General features: G+C 61.5%; 16 protein-coding genes. 5 read left to right on the top strand and 11 right to left on the bottom strand.

From position 1 onward, the window contains the following. Positions 1-2: 2 nt before the first annotated feature. On the top strand, positions 3-1,316 hold the full coding sequence (locus RZS28_RS06040) for a helix-turn-helix domain-containing protein (RefSeq protein ID WP_407340426.1): 1,314 nt from the start codon (positions 3-5) through the stop codon (positions 1,314-1,316). A gap of 82 nt (positions 1,317-1,398) precedes the next feature. Here the strand turns inward: RZS28_RS06040 and RZS28_RS06035 are convergent, their stop codons facing one another. From RZS28_RS06035 to RZS28_RS06000, 8 genes are all read right to left on the bottom strand, one after another. After that, entirely contained in the window at positions 1,399-2,976 is a 1,578-nt protein-coding gene (locus RZS28_RS06035) for a peptide chain release factor 3 (RefSeq protein ID WP_407340425.1), read from the bottom strand. 59 nt (positions 2,977-3,035) lie between these two features. Then, on the bottom strand, positions 3,036-3,839 hold the full coding sequence (gene thiD / locus RZS28_RS06030; RefSeq protein ID WP_407340424.1) for a bifunctional hydroxymethylpyrimidine kinase/phosphomethylpyrimidine kinase: 804 nt from the start codon (positions 3,837-3,839) through the stop codon (positions 3,036-3,038). A 109-nt stretch (positions 3,840-3,948) separates the two neighbouring features. Further along, the gene (locus RZS28_RS06025) at positions 3,949-4,956 is read right to left on the bottom strand and encodes a WD40 repeat domain-containing protein (RefSeq protein ID WP_407340423.1); all 1,008 of its coding nucleotides are present in this window, start codon (positions 4,954-4,956) and stop codon (positions 3,949-3,951) included. A gap of 64 nt (positions 4,957-5,020) precedes the next feature. Then, the gene (locus RZS28_RS06020) at positions 5,021-6,073 is read right to left on the bottom strand and encodes a CobW family GTP-binding protein (RefSeq protein ID WP_407340422.1); all 1,053 of its coding nucleotides are present in this window, start codon (positions 6,071-6,073) and stop codon (positions 5,021-5,023) included. Positions 6,074-6,167: 94 nt separating this feature from the next. Then, on the bottom strand, positions 6,168-7,070 hold the full coding sequence (locus tag RZS28_RS06015; protein WP_407340421.1) for a metal ABC transporter substrate-binding protein: 903 nt from the start codon (positions 7,068-7,070) through the stop codon (positions 6,168-6,170). Positions 7,071-7,096: 26 nt separating this feature from the next. Further along, on the bottom strand, positions 7,097-7,966 hold the full coding sequence (locus tag RZS28_RS06010) for a metal ABC transporter permease (protein ID WP_407341058.1): 870 nt from the start codon (positions 7,964-7,966) through the stop codon (positions 7,097-7,099). A gap of 18 nt (positions 7,967-7,984) precedes the next feature. Continuing rightward, on the bottom strand, positions 7,985-8,725 hold the full coding sequence (gene aztA, locus RZS28_RS06005; RefSeq protein WP_407340420.1) for a zinc ABC transporter ATP-binding protein AztA: 741 nt from the start codon (positions 8,723-8,725) through the stop codon (positions 7,985-7,987). A gap of 34 nt (positions 8,726-8,759) precedes the next feature. Then, the gene (locus tag RZS28_RS06000; protein WP_407340419.1) at positions 8,760-8,906 is read right to left on the bottom strand and encodes a hypothetical protein; all 147 of its coding nucleotides are present in this window, start codon (positions 8,904-8,906) and stop codon (positions 8,760-8,762) included. 155 nt (positions 8,907-9,061) lie between these two features. On the opposite strand from RZS28_RS06000, the gene RZS28_RS05995 reads away from it, so the two are divergent. Beyond that, positions 9,062-9,649, top strand: coding sequence for an SCO family protein (locus tag RZS28_RS05995; RefSeq protein ID WP_407340418.1), 588 nt, complete (start codon positions 9,062-9,064; stop codon positions 9,647-9,649). 33 nt (positions 9,650-9,682) lie between these two features. Here the strand turns inward: RZS28_RS05995 and RZS28_RS05990 are convergent, their stop codons facing one another. Beyond that, a complete protein-coding gene (locus RZS28_RS05990) occupies positions 9,683-10,528 on the bottom strand; it encodes a transporter substrate-binding domain-containing protein (protein ID WP_407341057.1) in 846 nt (281 codons plus the stop codon). 259 nt (positions 10,529-10,787) lie between these two features. On the opposite strand from RZS28_RS05990, the gene cysG reads away from it, so the two are divergent. Together cysG and RZS28_RS05980 are read left to right on the top strand one after the other, a co-directional pair. Next, positions 10,788-12,200 carry a siroheme synthase CysG gene (cysG, locus tag RZS28_RS05985; RefSeq protein ID WP_407340417.1) on the top strand — a complete coding sequence of 471 codons (1,413 nt, stop codon included), beginning with the start codon at positions 10,788-10,790 and terminating at the stop codon, positions 12,198-12,200. A gap of 524 nt (positions 12,201-12,724) precedes the next feature. Further along, a complete protein-coding gene (locus RZS28_RS05980; protein ID WP_407340416.1) occupies positions 12,725-14,056 on the top strand; it encodes a TAXI family TRAP transporter solute-binding subunit in 1,332 nt (443 codons plus the stop codon). A 33-nt stretch (positions 14,057-14,089) separates the two neighbouring features. On the opposite strand, the gene RZS28_RS05975 is transcribed toward RZS28_RS05980, so the two are convergent. After that, a complete protein-coding gene (locus RZS28_RS05975) occupies positions 14,090-14,344 on the bottom strand; it encodes a hypothetical protein (protein ID WP_407340415.1) in 255 nt (84 codons plus the stop codon). 260 nt (positions 14,345-14,604) lie between these two features. Here RZS28_RS05975 and typA point away from each other — a divergent pair, with 260 nt between their 5' ends. Beyond that, positions 14,605-16,425 carry a translational GTPase TypA gene (gene typA, locus RZS28_RS05970; protein ID WP_407340414.1) on the top strand — a complete coding sequence of 607 codons (1,821 nt, stop codon included), beginning with the start codon at positions 14,605-14,607 and terminating at the stop codon, positions 16,423-16,425. A gap of 70 nt (positions 16,426-16,495) precedes the next feature. Here the strand turns inward: typA and RZS28_RS05965 are convergent, their stop codons facing one another. Then, positions 16,496-17,065: a PadR family transcriptional regulator gene (locus tag RZS28_RS05965; RefSeq protein WP_407340413.1), complete on the bottom strand. Its 570-nt coding sequence runs from the start codon at positions 17,063-17,065 to the stop codon at positions 16,496-16,498. Positions 17,066-17,291 lie beyond the last annotated feature (226 nt).

Below are 17,291 nucleotides of genomic sequence, written 5' to 3'. Positions count from 1 at the left end.
TAGTGTCTTCCGCAATTTTCGAAAAGCCATTGTCTGAGGTGACATGGTCCGACCTAGAGGAAATCGTCACTAAGGAATTGGAAGAAGATCAGACACTTGAATTCAAGGAAGCTCTACCAGCCAAAGACGGAAATATAGATCCTTGGCAATCAGGTCGTGACAAGATTGCAGACCATGCACGTGATACTCTGGCTGAGGAGGTCGCGGCGTTTGCGAACGCGTATGGCGGGGTCGTCATTGTCGGCATCGAAGAGACGAATGATAATCCCCGGCGGGCAAAAGCATTCAAGACGCCGTTGATTCGAGAATGTATTGAATGTGTAGAACGTCTTGGCCCTGCCTTGAAGTCTCGGTTAGATCCTCCAATTTCGGGGTTCGATATTCGCGCATTTCCTAAACCGGATGGCAATGGCGAGGGATTGATTGTCATGCGGGTGGCGAGTTCGACGTTGGCTCCTCATGGCGTTGGGCGGCCGCCTATAGCGCATGTACGTCGCGGGAGCGCCAAAGAGCCTCTGACGATGCGTGATCTGCATAATCTATTTTGGGAATCGCGAACTCGGCGCGAGCGTGTACTGCAAGTTCGTCGGGAACGGCAGGGGTTCATGGTCGAGCTTGAACATAAGAAGCAAGCAGGACGGCTTATTCGGTTCGATGGCCATCCTGTTCCAGCCTCTGATCCACATCTAATGTTTCGCTGCACCGTTGTTCCAGAGCAGTCCCTTGGCTTGAGTGGAATAGCCTCTAAGCTTATCAACGCCCCGTTGGCGCGTCCCGAGATTCCAATGAAAAACGGTCAAACAAGCGCCGCAGCTTTTGGCAATGGCCGCCTGCCTCGGGGCTGGCAACCAAAAGCTCACGCTGCCCAGGCCGAGGATGTTACCGGTCGAATGTTTAGCTTGTGGACGATCGGTGACGACGGTTTGGTCGACGTCGTCGGGTTCAGCCTAAGCCGCGATTCCAAAAACGAGCATTATCCAGGCTGGTTTTCTCTGACCGTTGCGCAGTTGCTCTTGATGGCTGAGCAACTACGTTTAACGGCTGGTCGCCCGGACGTGCCATTGATAGTTGATGCCCAATTTCGTCACATCGGCACTGCGAGAGCGCTTCCCGGTCCGGGAGCGTGGGAAGTAGGGTTGCCGGACGAAAATGTAGCAATTGGTCCGTTCGCGGTTACTGCACGAGCCGAGTTGCCGAGGGTACATCGGGACATCGAACGTGAAATTTGGTTTGGGCTCGGAGTGCCGAGGGTTGTGCCTCTTGAGGTCGATTTCGAGACTGTGTTTTCAAACTATCTTGTCGTGCGAACTGGTTAATTCAGCGCGAGAGTCGGAATAGTTGCGCAACAGTAGCAGGGGTTATTTGCCCATCAGTAGGGAATTACCTTGACTATGCCCCTCACGCCGCCTTCTGGTAATCCTTGATGTCTGAGAAGACGATCTCCGGCCATTTGTCCTGCTCGTATTTCAGGTCCCAGGCGGAGGAGGCCATGAAGACCGGCGCGCCGTCGAGATCGGCGGCCATGGACGATGGATGCGCGCGGATGAATTTGTCGAGCTCGGGCGCGGTCTTTGACGTGATCCAGCGGCAGGTTTCGAACCGGCTCGTCTCGAAGCTCGCGTCGAGGCCATATTCGGCGGCGAGCCGCTCGGCGAGCACGTCGAGCTGCAAGGCGCCGACGACGCCGACGATCGCGCCAGATCCGTCGTTCGGCAGGAAAAGCTGCACGACGCCTTCCTCGCCCATTTGGCCGAGCGCCTCGCGCAGCTTCTTCGCCTTCATCGCGTCGCCGATCTTGACGCGGCGCAGGATTTCCGGCGCAAAGCTTGGCACGCCGCGAAAGACGAGGTTTTCGCCTTCCGTCAAGGTGTCGCCGATGCGCAGCGCGCCATGGTTTGGAATGCCGACGACGTCGCCCGCATAGGCCTCTTCGGCCAATTGGCGATCCTGCGCGAAGAAGAATTGCGGCGCGTTGAGCGCGATATTCTTGCCAGTGCGCACGAGCTTCGCTTTCATGCCGCGCTTCAACTTGCCGGAACAGACGCGCATGAAGGCGATCCGGTCGCGGTGGTTCGGGTCCATGTTCGCCTGGATCTTGAACACGAAGCCGGTCATCTTGTCTTCGCGGGCGTCGACCATTCGCGAGGCCGTCTCCAAGCCATGCGGCGGCGGCGCGAAATCCTTCAGGGCGTCGATCAGGTCGCGCACGCCGAAATTGCGCAAGGCGCTGCCGAAAAAGACCGGGGTAAGATGCCCTTCCAGAAAGGACTGGCTCTCGAAGCGCTTGCAGCCGTCGCTCGCAAGCTCGATCTGCTCGCGCGCCTCCTTGAAGTCGGCTTCATTCAGGAGCCCGGCGATGAAAGGATCATCCGGCCCGGAGACCGCCGTCGGCTCGCTGTCGCGGTCGAGCCGGCGCACGACCTTGCGCTCGAGATCATAGGTGCCGACAAAGCTGCGGCCGCGCCCGAGCGGCCAGGTGATCGGCGCGACGTCGAGGGCGAGCGTCTTTTCGATCTCGTCGAGAATGTCGAAAGGGTCCCGCGTCTCGCGATCGAGCTTGTTGATGAAGGTCACGATCGGGATGTCGCGCAGGCGGCAAACTTCGAAAAGCTTGCGGGTGCGCGCCTCGATGCCCTTGGCGGCGTCGATCACCATGATCGCGCTGTCGACCGCGGTGAGGGTCCGGTAGGTATCTTCCGAGAAGTCCTCATGGCCTGGCGTATCGAGCAGATTATAGACGCAGCCGCCATATTCGAAGGTCATGACCGAGGTGACGACCGAGATGCCGCGCTCGCGCTCGATCCCCATCCAGTCGGAGCGGGTCTGGCGACGGTTGGCCTTGGCGCGCACCTCGCCGGCGAGCTGAATGGCGCCGCCGAAAAGCAGCAGCTTTTCAGTGAGCGTCGTCTTGCCCGCGTCGGGGTGGGAGATGATGGCGAAGGTCCGCCGCCGGCTGACCGGATCCTGAGCATTCATGCGGCCGGTTCGTCGCAAGGCATGGGCCGGATGTCAATCGTTTCGGCGCGGGGCAATCGTCAGCGCCGCCAGAGTTCATGGAAATGATGGACGGGGCCGGGCCCATGGCCGACCGTAAGCTGATCGGCTGCGGCGAGCGCGCCGTTCAAATAGGTCTTTGCGGCGTCAATCGCCTCGGCGAGCGGGAGGCCTTTGGCGAGATAGGCTGCGATCGCGGACGACAAAGCGCAACCCGTGCCATGCGCCTCCTCCGCGCCGATGCGCGGCGCGGAATATAAGCGATAGGACGCGCCGTCGAACAGAAGGTCGTCGCAGGTTGGGCCTTGCACATGGCCGCCCTTGAGGAGCACGGCTTTCGCGCCGCGCGCGTGCAGGAGCGCCGCGGCGCGGCGCATTCCGGCCTGATCGGCGGCGATCACATGGCCCGAGAGGCGCGACGCCTCGAAAAAATTCGGCGTCACGAGGGTCGCGAGCGGAAAGAGCTGGCGAACGATCGCCTCGGCCACGTCGCTTGCGGCGAGAGCGTCGCCGCTTGTCGCCGCAAGCACCGGATCCAGCACGATGAAGCGCGGGTTATAATAGGCGAGCCTTTTGGCGACCACTTCCACGATCGCGCCCGTCGCGAGCATCCCGATCTTGACCGCGGCGACGTCTATATCGGCGAAGATGGCGTCGATCTGAGTCGCGACGAACTCCGGCGGCGGAACATAGACGTCGAGGACGCCTCGGGTGTTCTGCGCGGTCAGGGCGGTGACGACCGCCATCCCATAGCAGCCGAGCGCGCCGAATGTCTTGAGATCAGCCTGGATGCCAGCGCCGCCGCTCGGGTCCGAACCTGCGATCGAGAGAAGATTTTGGATCATGCCTTGCTCTTTGCCGCGGGATCGACCTTGGAGGCGGACCTGGAACCGACTCCGTTGAGCCCGATCCTATCCTTGAAACGCGGCGCGCAAGAGTCCTGAATGGCCTTCTTCAAGCCGGCATGTTGAGGAGGCCCGCCTTGCCGTCCGCCGCGCCGAACAGGAGGCGGCGGCCCGCGCTATCCCAGGCGAGCGCCGAAATCGCCGCTTGCTCCCCCTCGGCCGGGCCTCGCACCAGAATTTCAGCGCCGTCCTGAGTACGGCAGAGCAACACCCATCCGTCCTCATAGCCCAGCGCCAAGACGAGCGCTTTGGGATGAAAGGCGACACTGGTCACTTTGGCTTTCCTAACCCCGCATTCCTGCGGGGCCTTGTTCATCGGTCCGTCCTTGTCCTTGAAAGGCCATATGACGCCGGCGTCGGCGCCTGAGGTCGCAAGCCAATTGCCGTCGAAGGACCAGGACAAGGATCGAGTCTTCGTCGGATAGCCGCTGAGCCGCATGTCCTTCTTGTCGGCGACGCGCCAGGCGTGCAAGGCGTTCTCTTGCATCGAGGTCAGGAGGAAACGCCCGTCCGGCGAAACGACAATATCGAGATGCGAGCCTTTCCATTCAAAGACTTCAGGCGCCGCCGCCGCGTTCGGGAACCAGAGCGTCGCCCCATTGTAATGCGCCATTGCGATCCGGTAGCCCTTCGGCATGAAGGCGAGGCCGCGCACCGTTGAAGGCGCCGTGAAGGATTTTATCTCGCCCTTGGGGTCGCGGGCGTAAACCTGCTTGCCCGTGGACCAGGCGATCGCGCCGTCCTCCCGCGCGGCGAGGGCGTCGATCCATTTGCCCTTCTCATGCGCGATCTCCTGCGTCTCGCCATTCGGCGAAGTCGATACGATGCGGCCGTCGTCTCCGCCGGTGACAAGCCTTTGCGCCAGCGGCGCGGCGACGAGCACGGCTCCGTCAGCATGAACTATGACGCGCTTTTCCGCCCCTGTCGCCGCCAGGAAGATGGAGCCGTCGCCGAGCGCCAGCGCTGGAACATTGCCGATAAAAGCCGCCGCCGTGACCGGCGCGCCGGCGTCGAGCGGCGTGACATTGGCGGTGAGGGAGGTTGTGGGGTCAGCCATGATCTCGGTCGGGAAGGTTTTTTGCTGTTGATTGCCGGTTGTCCGGCCTCGGCCGAGACCGGCGCTACGCCGCGCAGGCCAAGAATCCCTGGCTGATCTCGTCTTGCTTCAAGTTTCGGCCGATGAAGACAAGCCGGCTCACGCGCTTTTCGCCAGGCTTCCATTCGCGCTGCAGATCGCCGTTGAGGATCATATGGACGCCCTGGAAGACGAAGCGCTGGGGTTCGCCTTTCAAGGCCAGAATGCCTTTGGAGCGCAGGATCGAGGCGCCTTCTTTCTGGATGTAATCATTGAGCCAGGGCATGAATTTGTCCGGATCGACGTCGCCGTCGATCGACAAGGCGACCGATTGCATCTCCTCGTCGTGGTAATGTTTCAACCCGTGCGTTTCATGCACATGCTCATGATGCCCATGGTCATGATGATCGTGGTCGTGGCCGTGATCGTGATGGGCGTGATCGTGATGCTCCTCGACTTCTAGGAAAGCCGGCTCGATCTCGAGGATGCGCTCGAGGTCGAAGGCGCTACGGCCGAGCACCGCATCAAGCGGCACGGCGCAATTCACGGTCTTGTGCAATTTGGCGTAAGGATTGATGGCGCGAATGCGCGCTTCGACCTCCTGGGCCTCCGCCTCGCTGACGAGATCGATCTTGTTGAGGATGATCACATCGGCGAAGGCGATCTGGTTCTTGGCTTCCGGCGCGTCCTTCAGACGCTCGGCCAGCCATTTGGCGTCGGCGACCGTGACCACCGCGTCGAGCCTCGCCGCGTCCTGCACATCGGCGTCGACGAAGAAAGTCTGCGCCACAGGCGCCGGATCGGCGAGCCCCGTCGTCTCGACGATGATCGCGTCGAACTTGCCTTTGCGTTTCAGCAGGCCCTCGATGATGCGGATGAGATCGCCGCGCACCGTGCAGCAGATGCAGCCATTGTTCATCTCGAAGACTTCTTCGTCGGCGCCGATGACGAGATCATTGTCGATGCCGATTTCGCCGAATTCATTGACGATGACGGCGAACTTCTGGCCATGGTCCTCGGAGAGGATGCGGTTCAGAAGCGTCGTCTTGCCGGCGCCGAGATAGCCGGTGAGCACGGTGACGGGAATTTTTTCGGCCATGCGAAACTCCGAAATCTTGCCGCTCGGGAATGCGAGCCCGAGGTTTTCCGCGCCGAATTGCCCTTGTTTGCTCTCGCGCGTCAAGGCCGAGCGGCTACGTCCCGAGCGCGGCCGCGAGCTCCTTCACATTATTGCGCATCATGTCGATATAGGTCGAAGCCGGGCCGTCGGAAGGGGAAAGCGCGTCTGAAAAGAGAGCGCCGCCGATCTTGGCTCCGCTTTCCTCGGCAATTCTCTGGGCCAGTCGCGGATCGGTGATATTTTCGAGAAATACCGCGGGAATTTTCTGGGCTTTGATCTGGCGGATGATTTTCGCGACGTCGCGGGCGCTGGCCTCCGTCTCGGTCGAGACGCCTTCTGGAGCGATGAAACGAAAATCATAGGCGGCGCCGAAATAGCCGAAGGCGTCATGGGTCGTGATGATCTCGCGGCGGTCCGGCGGGATCCTGGCGATCGCCGCCGCGACCTCGGCTTCAAGCGCGTCGAGCTTGGCGAGATAGGCGGCGGCGTTGGCGCGATAGATGTCGGCGCCCTCCGGGTCGGCGGCAATCAGACCGTCGCGAATATTGGCGACATAGATCTTGGCGTTGGCGATCGACTGCCAGGCATGGGGGTCGGCGCCGATATGGCCTTCCTCCTTTAGCTCGCGCGGCTCTATCCCTTTTGTCGTGACAATGACCGGGGCTTTGGCGCCGGACGCCTTGATGAGACGATCGATCCAGCCTTCGAGGCCGAGGCCGTTCTCCAAAATAAGTCGCGCCGCGCCGAGCTTCTTCGCGTCCGATGGCGTTGGCTGATAGACATGGGCGTCGCCGTTGGGACCGACCAGAGTCACGACTTCGACGCGATTGCCGCCGACGTTGCGCGCGAAATCGGCGAGAATGGTGAAGGTCGCGACAACGGGAAGCTTGTCCGAGGCTTGGGCTTGCGCAGAGCTGAGACAGGCCGCCGCCAAGCCCAGCAGTACCGAGGCTATAACATAACGTCTGCTTCGCATAATGCGCCTCCTGAGCGCTGGCCCGATCAGGCTTCGAGATGCCGTCGCGGTTTCAGCCGACGCATGAGGCCGCCCGCCGGTCCAAAGACCAGAGCCAAAAGATAAAACAATCCGGCCACGAGAATAATCAAAGGGCCGGACGGCAGACTGGCGTGGAACGAAATAATGAGTCCGGCGTAGCCCGCGAGCATTCCTTGCGCGGCCGAGATCGCGAGCATCGCAGTGATGTCTTGCGAGATCAGCCGCGCGGAGGCCGCCGGCAGCATCATGATGCCGACCGCGAGCAAGGTGCCGAGCGCGTGAAATCCGCCGACGAGGTTCAAGACAACCAGCGCCAAGAAAATAATCTGCGTCGGCCCGCCGGCGCGGCTGACCGAGGCGAGAAAGCCGGGGTCGACCGTCTCCATCACCAGAGGGCGATAGAGCAAGGCGACGCCGGCAAGCGTCACGCTCGCGATTGAAGCGAGAAGGATCAGCGTTGCGTCGTCCAGGGCGAGCACGCTGCCGAAGAGGACGTGCAGGAGATCGATGTTTGAGCCGCGCAAGGAAACGACGGTGACGCCGAGCGCGAGGGAGATCAGATAGAAAGCCGCGAGCGAGGCGTCCTCGCGCAGTATCGTCGTGCGGGCGACGACGCCCGATCCCACCGCGACGATGAGGCCGGCGATCAGGCCGCCAATGGTCATTGGTCCGAGCGACAGGCCGGCGAAGAGATAGCCGATCGCCGCGCCGGGTAGGATCGCATGCGCCATGGCGTCGCCGGTGAGCGACATGCGGCGGAGGATCAAGAATACGCCGAGCGGCGATCCCGCGAGCGCCAAGGCGATCGAGCCGACAAGCGCGCGCCGCATGAACTCGAACTCGACAAAGGGCGAGATCAATGTCTCATGCAACATGGACATCCGCCGGGGCTCTCACGCGGCCCGCGCGCAAGCATGGGCCTGCCGATCGAAAGCCTCGATCATGGACCTTGCCTTCAACAGATTCTCCGGGGTCAGGACATCCTCAGTTCGACCCCTGGCGATCGTTTCGCGGGCGAGCAAAAGGGTTTGCGGGAAATGCTGTCGCACAAGATCGAGATCATGCAAGACGGCGAGCACGGTGCGCTTTTCGTCGCGCCAGCGCGCAACGAGATCGAGAAGATCCTCGGTCGTTTTCGAGTCGATCGCGGTGAAGGGTTCATCGAGCAGGATGATGGCGGCGTCCTGGATGAGGAGCCTGGCGAACAGCATGCGCTGCAATTGTCCGCCCGACAGCGTCGCGATGGTCCGACGCTCGAAGCCTTCGAGCCCGACAGCGGCGATGGCGCGCTGAATTTCATCCTCGTCGCTGCCGGAAATGCCGCCGAATAGGCCGCGCCGCTTCCAAAGCCCCATGGCGACGACGTCGAAGACATTGATCGGGAAGCTTCTGTCGATATCGGCCGCCTGCGGCAGATAGGCGATCTCGCGCGTTTTTACACGCAGCAGCGAGACGGTTCCGCTGAGCGGGGAAAGCGCTCCGACAATGCCTTTCAGCAAGGTCGATTTGCCGGCGCCGTTAGGGCCGCAGATGGCGAGCAGCGCGCCGGTCTCGACATCGCCGTCAAGGTGATGCACGGCCGGATGGCGGTCGTAGCCAAGCGTCAGATTGCTGAAGCGAATGGCGGCGCTCATTGAAAACCCATATGCGATTCTACCGGCAGATCCATCAATGCAGCGCCCAATAGACGGCGGCCCACAGACCCGCGATCAACGCCAAGGCGCCGCCGCAGCGCGCCAGGCCCGAGAGGCGGAGCAGGGAAAAGGCGGGGCCAGACGCCCCCTTGGCGGAATGGCCCTCATGCGCGATGCTCATAAACATCTCCTTGTCGATGTTATACTATAACATAAGCCTAGCGCAGGCAAGGCGAAGGCATCGGCCTTCGAAGCGCCAATGCGCCGCATCGAGCGCATGTTCACTTTTCGGTTTCGCGATTGGAATTCCAGGCTCATTTTGATAAGTTTTGCGGCATGACCAAAGCTTCACGCCATCTCTTTTACATCGTCGCTGGTTTTTCGCTCGGCCTCGCTGGCTTAGCCAGCTTGGCCTATAGCGGGCTTGCCGAGCGCGGGCCATTGGGCTCTGCGTCAATCGGCGGGCCTTTCGCCATGACGGCCCAGGACGGGCGCGTCGTCACCAACCGGGAGCTCGAAGGGCGGCCCTATCTGGTGTTTTTCGGCTATACCCATTGCCCTGACTTCTGTCCGACGGCGCTCTTGGACATTTCCGAAGTCTTCAAGGAGCTTGGACCGGACAAGAAGATCGCCGCCCTCTTCATAACGGTCGATCCGGCGCGCGATACGCCGGAAACTTTGAAGACCTATCTTGAGAATTTCGATCCGCGCATCATCGGATTGACGGGCGACCCGGCGAAAACCGAGGCCATCGCCAAGGCCTTCAAGGTCTATGTCAAGAAGGGGGCCAGCGCGAACGGCGATTATACGGTGGACCACACCGGCGTCGTCTATCTCATGGACAAGCGCGGCCGGTTCGTGAACGCCTTCAATCTGTCGAAGCCGCCGAAGCAAGCCGCGCGCGAACTTGAAAACTATCTTTGAGGCTTGAACGGGGCTGCGCCGCCCGCGGGGCTTTCAAAAGAATCCCAGCGGAAAATATTTGAGATAGAGATCGGCATAGGTTCCCTTCGCCGCCAAGGCCGCGAGGGCGTAGTCCAGCGCTTGACGCAAATGCGGATTGCCTTTTTTCACGGCGATCCCGACGCCCTCGCCAAAGAACCGGCTGTCAAGGAACGGACCGCCGCGAAAGGCGCAGCACCCATGCGCGTCCTCGCCTTGGAGCCAGAAGCTCAGTGAAACGCCATCGCCGAACAGAGCGTTGATCTCGCCCTTCACGAGCGCGTCGCGCAGCGCCTTTTGCGAATCGTAAGGCTTGCGGATCGCATCGGGGAAAAATGTCTCGAGATAGGCTTCATGCGCGCTATGCGCCTCGACGCCGATGGTCTTGCGGCGCAGGCTTTCGGGCGTCGCTTCCGCCAATTGGGTGGTTTTCTGCGTCACGAATCGGGCGGGGGTCGCGTAATAGGGCGCGGTGAAATCGAGCTTGGCGCGCGACTGGTCGTCGACGCGGATTGACGCGATGATCGCGTCGCCTTGATTTTCGTCGAGCGCGTCGATCAATGTGTCGAATCGGCGGGCTTGAATCGTGCAGGCGATTTTCAGCTCCTCGCAAATGGCGCGGGCCAAATCGACGTCGAAACCGGCGAGCGCCCCATCCGGCAAAGCGAAATGGAAGGGCGGATAATCATCTTCAGTCAGGAAGCGTATGCTGCGCAGATCCCCCATCTCCGGTTTTGGCGCGCGATGATGCGGGTCCCAGAAGCTCGGCACGAAGACATCCGTTTGAGCCCACGCCGGGCTTGCCGCGAAGACGAGGCAAGCAATCAGGAGCTGAGCGGCGCATTTCCATCTGCGATCCATGAAATTCAAGCGAACCTCGCGAGGCGGACCAGCCGGCGCCGGGATTGCTTGACAGCAGAACCACTATGGCGGCGGGGGCGTTGGTTAATTGCGACGGATTTGAAGTTACGGTTTGCCAATGCGATCTCCAACTGTTTATTGCCTTGGCGAGCCGCATTTGCAGTCTGCGGCGACATGGCGACGGAGATAGGAAAAAAGCGCTTTCATGAGTAGGGCATTGCCGCCGCTCGGCGCACCCGGTGAGGAAACGAGGCCGCTTATGCAGGAGCTGGCCAGCCTGCCGGTCTTCTTTGCTCTCAAGGGCAAGCGTGTCGTTCTCGCTGGCGGCTCGAACGCCGCCCTTTGGAAGGCCGAGCTTTTCCATGCCGCCGGGGCCATGCTTGACGTCTATAGCGCAAATCCTTGCGAGGGGCTTTGCGCCTTCGCGCGGCGTGATCCCACGGTGCGCCTCATTTCACGCCGTTTCGAGCCGGATGATTTGCATGGCGCCGCGCTCGCCGTCGCGGATGTCCAGAACCGCGGAGAGGCGGCGGAATTCAAGACAGCGGCGCATGCCGCTGGCGTTCCGGCCAATATTATCGACAGGCCGGAGTTTTCAGACTTTCAATTCGGCGCGATCGTCAACCGCTCGCCCTTGGTGGTCGGCATATCAACCGGTGGAGGCGCGCCGGTCCTGGCGCAGGCGTTGCGGGGACGCCTTGAAGGCATGCTGGCGCTTGAGGTCAAGCTTTGGGCCGGGGCGGCCAAGGTCTGGCGGCGAAGACTCAAGGCGCTCGACCTGCCGGCGAAAACGCGAAGGCGGTTTTGGGAGCTTTTCAGCGCCAAGGCGCTCGACGCTCGGCGAACGGGGCCGGGCGAGGGCGATCTTGCAAAGCTGCTGGCCGAAGCCGAAGCCGGCGCGCCACAAACGAAGGTGGGGTCGGTCGCTCTTGTCGGGGCCGGCCCCGGCGATCCCGAGCTCTTGACGTTGAAGGCCTTGCGGATTCTGCAGTCCGCCGATGTGGTCCTCTATGACGATCTCGTGGCGCCCGGCGTCGTCGAGATGGCGCGGCGGGAGGCGGAAAAAATCCCGGTCGGGAAGCGCGGCTATAAGCCATCCTGCCGGCAGGAGCATATCGTCGCGCTGCTGATCTCGCTCGCGCGAAACGGCAAGCGCGTGATTCGCCTCAAGGGCGGCGATCCGATGATTTTCGGCCGGGCCAATGAGGAAATCGCCGCATTGCGCGAAGCCGGCGTTCCTGTCGAGGTCGTTCCGGGCGTCACGGCGGCGCTCGGGGCCGCGGCGGCGTTGCAGGTTTCCCTGACCGAGCGAGACAAGGCGCGGCGCGTGCAATTCATTACTGCGCATGCGCATGACGGAAAGCTTCCGGAAGACATCGATTGGCGCGCGCTCTGCGACAAGGGGGCGTCGAGCGTCGTCTATATGGGATTGAAAACGCTTAGCGTTCTGTCCGGCCGTTTGCTGGCGCAGGGAATTGATCCGGCCACGCCGGCGGTTCTCGTCGAGCGGGCGACGTGCCCGGACGAACGGACCATCGTCGGAACGATCGGCGATCTTCCGGCGAAAGTTGCAGCCGATGAGCCGTCCGGGCCTTGCGTCATTCTGATCGGCGAGGCCTTTGCCGCCGCGGCTTTTGAACCGGCGCGCGAGAACGCGAAGGCCGCCGAGTGACGGCGACGGACTGACGATCAGCGCATTTCAAGCGAATTTGATGCAGATCCGCCTGTGCGAAGCGCAGGAAGGCGCTCTTCTTCAATTGAATAGCGCCGGAAGACTCTATTTTTGTCGGCAGTCCTCTCGATCACGTTTGCACAAGAGCTTGGCCGACGGAGGAGAGACCAGCTTCACGACAAGATTACGCCTTATCAAAAACTTAAGGGCAAAATCCAATTCCGCTTGCTTGGGTTTTGCTTTTAACGCGAAATGCTGGAACCATTAGTTCGTTGGCGCGATCCTCGCTTAGAGGACCTAGGGGCGGATGCGTCTGAATTCTTTTTGGCCTGGGGGGGACAGGACGAGCGGTAAGAGAATTTTCATGATCCTGCCTTGTTTTCGAGTTTCGATGAGTTTGAGCGAAAGGCGAATGAACGGACGGCTTCAGCTTGACATTCCGCTTCGGGCTGGGGGGTTGACCAGGGGCGCATTTACCAGCGGACGAGTCCCGCTTCGACGGATCATGTTCCATGGAGACTAGGATGCGCGCTCTCAGGTTTGCCGCACTTGGCGGCGCCCTCGCCGTAATCGCCGGGGTGGGCGCAGCGATCTACATGTATGAACGGCCGAGCGTCCTTCGGGTGGCGGTGACGCGCGACAGCGACGACCAGGCGATCCTCGCCGCGGCGGCGCAGGAATTTGCGCATGAGCAAGAGCCGATTCGCCTCAAGGCGGTCGTCGTCGAGACTCTGGCGGAAACTTCGCGGGCCCTCGAGGAGCAGCGCGCCGATCTCGCGGTCGTGCGTAGCGATGTCGCCATGCCGGCCGGCGGCCAAACTGTCTTGATCATGCGCCGGAACGCCGCGGTCCTGGTCGCGCCGGCGGAATCCGAGCTTCGCTCAGTCGAAGACCTGCGGGGTCGGAAAGTCGGCGTCCTCCTAGGCGGCCAAGCCGGGAGGACCGGCAGTCAGACCCTGCTTGATGCGGCCCTCGCCCAATATGACGTTCCCGTAGGCTCAGTCAGGAGGGTGGCGCTGGCTCTCGACGATCTACAGGCGGCGATCGAGAATCAGGAGGTCGACGCGGTGCTCGCGATTGAGGCGCCCGGGGCTCCGACGGTGACTGCGGCGGTCGCGGCTGTCGCCGAGGCCGGGCATGGTCAACCCATTTTCATCCCCATCGCCGAGGCCAAGGCGATCGCGCAGCGCGCGCCGAATTTCGAAGCGATCGAGGTGGTGCGCGGCGCTTTTGGCGGGGCTCAGCCAAAGCCGGCGGCCGATTTCGACACGCTCGGCTCAAGCACGCGGCTCGTCGCGAGACACAGCCTGGGCAATGAAGTGGTCGGCGAATTGACCCGACTCATGCTGGAGGCGCGGCCGAGCATAGCGGCCCATGTTCCGATCGCAAACCGCATCGAGGCGCCTTCGACGGACAAGGGCGCGGCCTTGCCGGTTCACCCTGGCGCCCTCGCCTATCTCGACGACGAAGAAAAGAGCTTCTTCGAGACATACAGCGATTTCATCTATATCGGCGCCATGGTCCTCAGCCTGTTTGGCACCGGCGCGGCGGCGCTCGTCGCGAGGTTCAACCGCCGCCAAGGCGCGGACTTTGAGCGAATCTTGCAGCGCTTGATCGAAATCATCAGGGTCAGCCGAAGCGTCGAACGTCTCGATGCGCTTGATGAACTGGAAAGGGAAGCCGACGAGCTTCTGGCGATGGCGCTGGCCCTCGACGCGAGTCACGCTCTGAGCGGCAATCGTCTGGCTGCGACGGGGCTTGCCTTGAACCAGGTCCGCCACGCCATCGCCGAGCGGCGGCGGTTTTTCGAGACTCCGGTTCGAACCCGCTTCGCGCCGCGCCTCGTCAACGAATAGAATAGGGCCAGCGGCGCGGGAGCGTCGGCGCGCCTATATTGGAGCGTCTTCCTTTGGGCTGATTCGGGCGCCTTTTCGCCGGACGACTACCCACCGCCGCAGCGCGACCAGGCTCCAGATCGCCTCGACAAGCCCAAAAGGCCAGGCCCCCTGCAAAAAGCCGTAGATCGATCCGAGGCAACAGGCCAAGGCGAAGCCGAGGATGAACCACGGGCTGCGCTCTTCGAGCGCGTAGGTTGCAAGCATCGCGCAAACCGCGATCAGCCCGAATAAGGTCAGTCCGTCCATGATGGCGTGATCCCGGCCTGCGGAAGCGGACCTTCATCAGGGCTTCGCGCAGGCGTTTCATAATATGTTTCCAAATCAAGCTGTTTCGTATATGGGATGCTGCAACTGCGAAAGCGCCACCCCATATCTTAGCCGGCTCATCTTTAGGATCGCTCGCGGACTCCGGGACGAAAGAGTTCGCGTGGGGCGCTTTGGCGCGATCGAACGTCCGGTCTTTGGTCCAGAGACCAAAGCAACTTGAATTAGACATGGCAACCAAAATGAATCTTCGCAATATTGCTATTATCGCTCACGTCGATCACGGCAAAACAACTCTCGTTGACCGGCTGCTGCAGCAATCGGGCGCGTTTCGCGAGAATCAGCGCCTCGTAGAACGGGTCATGGATTCGAACGATCTCGAAAAAGAGCGCGGCATCACGATCATGGCCAAGGCGACCTCGATCGCCTGGAAAGATACGCGCATCAATATCGTCGATACGCCGGGCCACGCCGATTTCGGCGGTGAAGTGGAGCGCATCCTTTCGATGGTGGATGGCGCGATCGTTCTCGTCGACGCGTCGGAAGGGCCGATGCCGCAGACGAAATTCGTGGTCGGAAAAGCGCTGAAAATCGGCCTTCGGCCGATTGTCGCGGTGAACAAGGTCGATAAGCCGGACGCCCGCGTGACCGAGGTCGTGAACGAGGTTTTCGATCTTTTCGCGGCCCTGGACGCGACGGATGAGCAGCTCGATTTTCCGATCCTCTATGGCTCGGCGAAGCAGGGCTGGATGGCCGCGAGCCCGGACGGCCCCCAGGAGGGCATGGCCCCCTTGTTCGATCTGGTCCTAAAACATGTTCCGGCGCCGCGCATCGAAGACGGTGGCTTTCGAATGCTCGGCACTTTGCTCGAAGCCAATCCCTATCTCGGTCGCCTGATCACAGGCCGCGTATTTGCCGGCTCGGTGAAGCCAAACCAGAGCGTCAAAGTTCTCGACCGCAAGGGCAATGTGGTGGAGCAGGGCCGGGTCTCTAAAATTCTGGCCTTTCGCGGAATCGAACGCGCTCCGATCGAGGAGGCAGAAGCCGGCGATATTGTCGCCATCGCCGGGCTGGAGAAATTCAACGTCGCCGATACGCTCTGCGCGCCGGAAGTCGTCGAGCCTTTGCAGGCGCAGCCAATTGATCCGCCAACTCTTTCCATGACCTTCCTGGTCAATGATTCGCCGCTGGCCGGAACCGAAGGCGACAAAGTGACAAGCCGCGTCATCCGCGACCGTCTCTACAAGGAGGCGCAAGGCAATGTGGCCTTGAAGATCGAGGATTCGCCCGGCTCGGATTCTTATATCGTCTCCGGCCGCGGCGAATTGCAGCTCGCGATCCTGATCGAGACAATGCGACGGGAAGGTTTCGAACTCGGCGTCTCCCGGCCCAAAGTCGTCTTTCAAAAGGCCGAGGACGGCAAGCAGCTGCTGGAGCCGATCGAGGAAGTCGTGATCGACGTCGACGAGGAGCATTCCGGCGTCGTCGTGCAGAAAATGGCCGAACGCAAGGCCGAAATGATCGAGATGCGGCCATCGGGCGGCAATCGCCTGCGGCTCGTCTTCCATGCGCCGACGCGCGGGCTTATCGGCTATCAGGGCGAACTCCTGACCGACACGCGCGGCACCGCGATCATGAACCGGCTGTTCCATGAATATGCGCCGTGGAAGGGCGAGATCACCGGACGGCGTAATGGCGTCCTGATCTCGAACGACAATGGCGAATCGGTCGCCTACGCCATGTGGAAGCTGGAAGATCGCGGCCCGATGATGATCGAGCCCGGCTGGAAGGTCTATCGCGGCATGATCGTCGGCGAGCACACGCGGGAAAATGACCTGGAAATCAACGTCCTCAAGGGCAAGCAGCTCACCAATATCCGCGCCGCCGGCAAGGACGAGGCGGTGCGGCTCACGCCGCCGATCAAGATGACGCTCGAGCGCGCGCTCGCCTATATCGAGGATGACGAACTCGTCGAAGTCACGCCGAAGTCGATCCGGCTGCGCAAGACCTATCTCGACCCGAACGAGCGCAAGCGCGCCTTCCGGGCGAAAGAGAGCGCATAAGGCCCCGGCGCAGCCTAAGGAAATCCCCGCCGGTCTCGCGCCAATGCGGCGCGGCCGGTCGGCGAGCTTGTCAGCTCGCCTCCACGGCTTTGGCCGCCGCGTCGAGAATATTCGTGATCTCGGCGAGTTGCGCGGCGTTGAGAGGTCCGCGAGACAGCCGCAGCCGCATGGCGGTCCTGAGGTTTTCCATCGCGCGGATGATCTGGGGGGCCGGACCGCCGCCGTGCCGCGCGTTGACCTCCGCCATGCGTTCAAAGATCGCGTCGACAGTCGCCTGGTTTTGTCGCAACGTCTCCTCGCCCTCCGGCGTGATCGCGTAGAGCTTGCGCGGCCCCTCGGTCTCCTGCACCCGGATCGCGCCCATTTCCTCCAGCAGGGTCAGGGTCGGATAGATGACGCCGGGGCTCGGCGCATAGGAGCCGCCGAGACGATCCTCGATTGCCTTGATGATTTCATAGCCGTGCGAGGGCTTTTCCGAAATCAGCTTCAGGACGACGAAGCGAAGGTCGCCCTGCTCGAACATGCGCTTGTGTCCGCCGAACCGGCCGTGGCGGCGAAAGAAATCGTGAGGACCCCTGGACTCGGAGTGGCGATGGCCTTCGCCATGCGCGAAAGCGTGAAAATGGGGATGAAATCTCATATTTTTTCCTTGTAGTTGTTAAGCCTATATCGAAACCGTATTTCGATATATCTAACATTAAGATATATCGAAATACGGTTTTGACAAGAGCCGACGCGCAGGCGGCGGCGTTTTTTCTCCGAAACGGCTCCTTGGCCGAGATCGCCTTGACCTCAGCGCTTATGATTGGATCCTGAGCTTGCATCTGAAGCGCCCCAATCTTGCCCCAGAAAAAGCAAAAGAAAGC

This window comes from Methylocapsa polymorpha (assembly GCF_045689225.1).
Taxonomy (GTDB): domain Bacteria; phylum Pseudomonadota; class Alphaproteobacteria; order Rhizobiales; family Beijerinckiaceae; genus Methylocapsa; species Methylocapsa polymorpha.
This window is presented reverse-complemented; position numbering and strand designations above follow the sequence as displayed.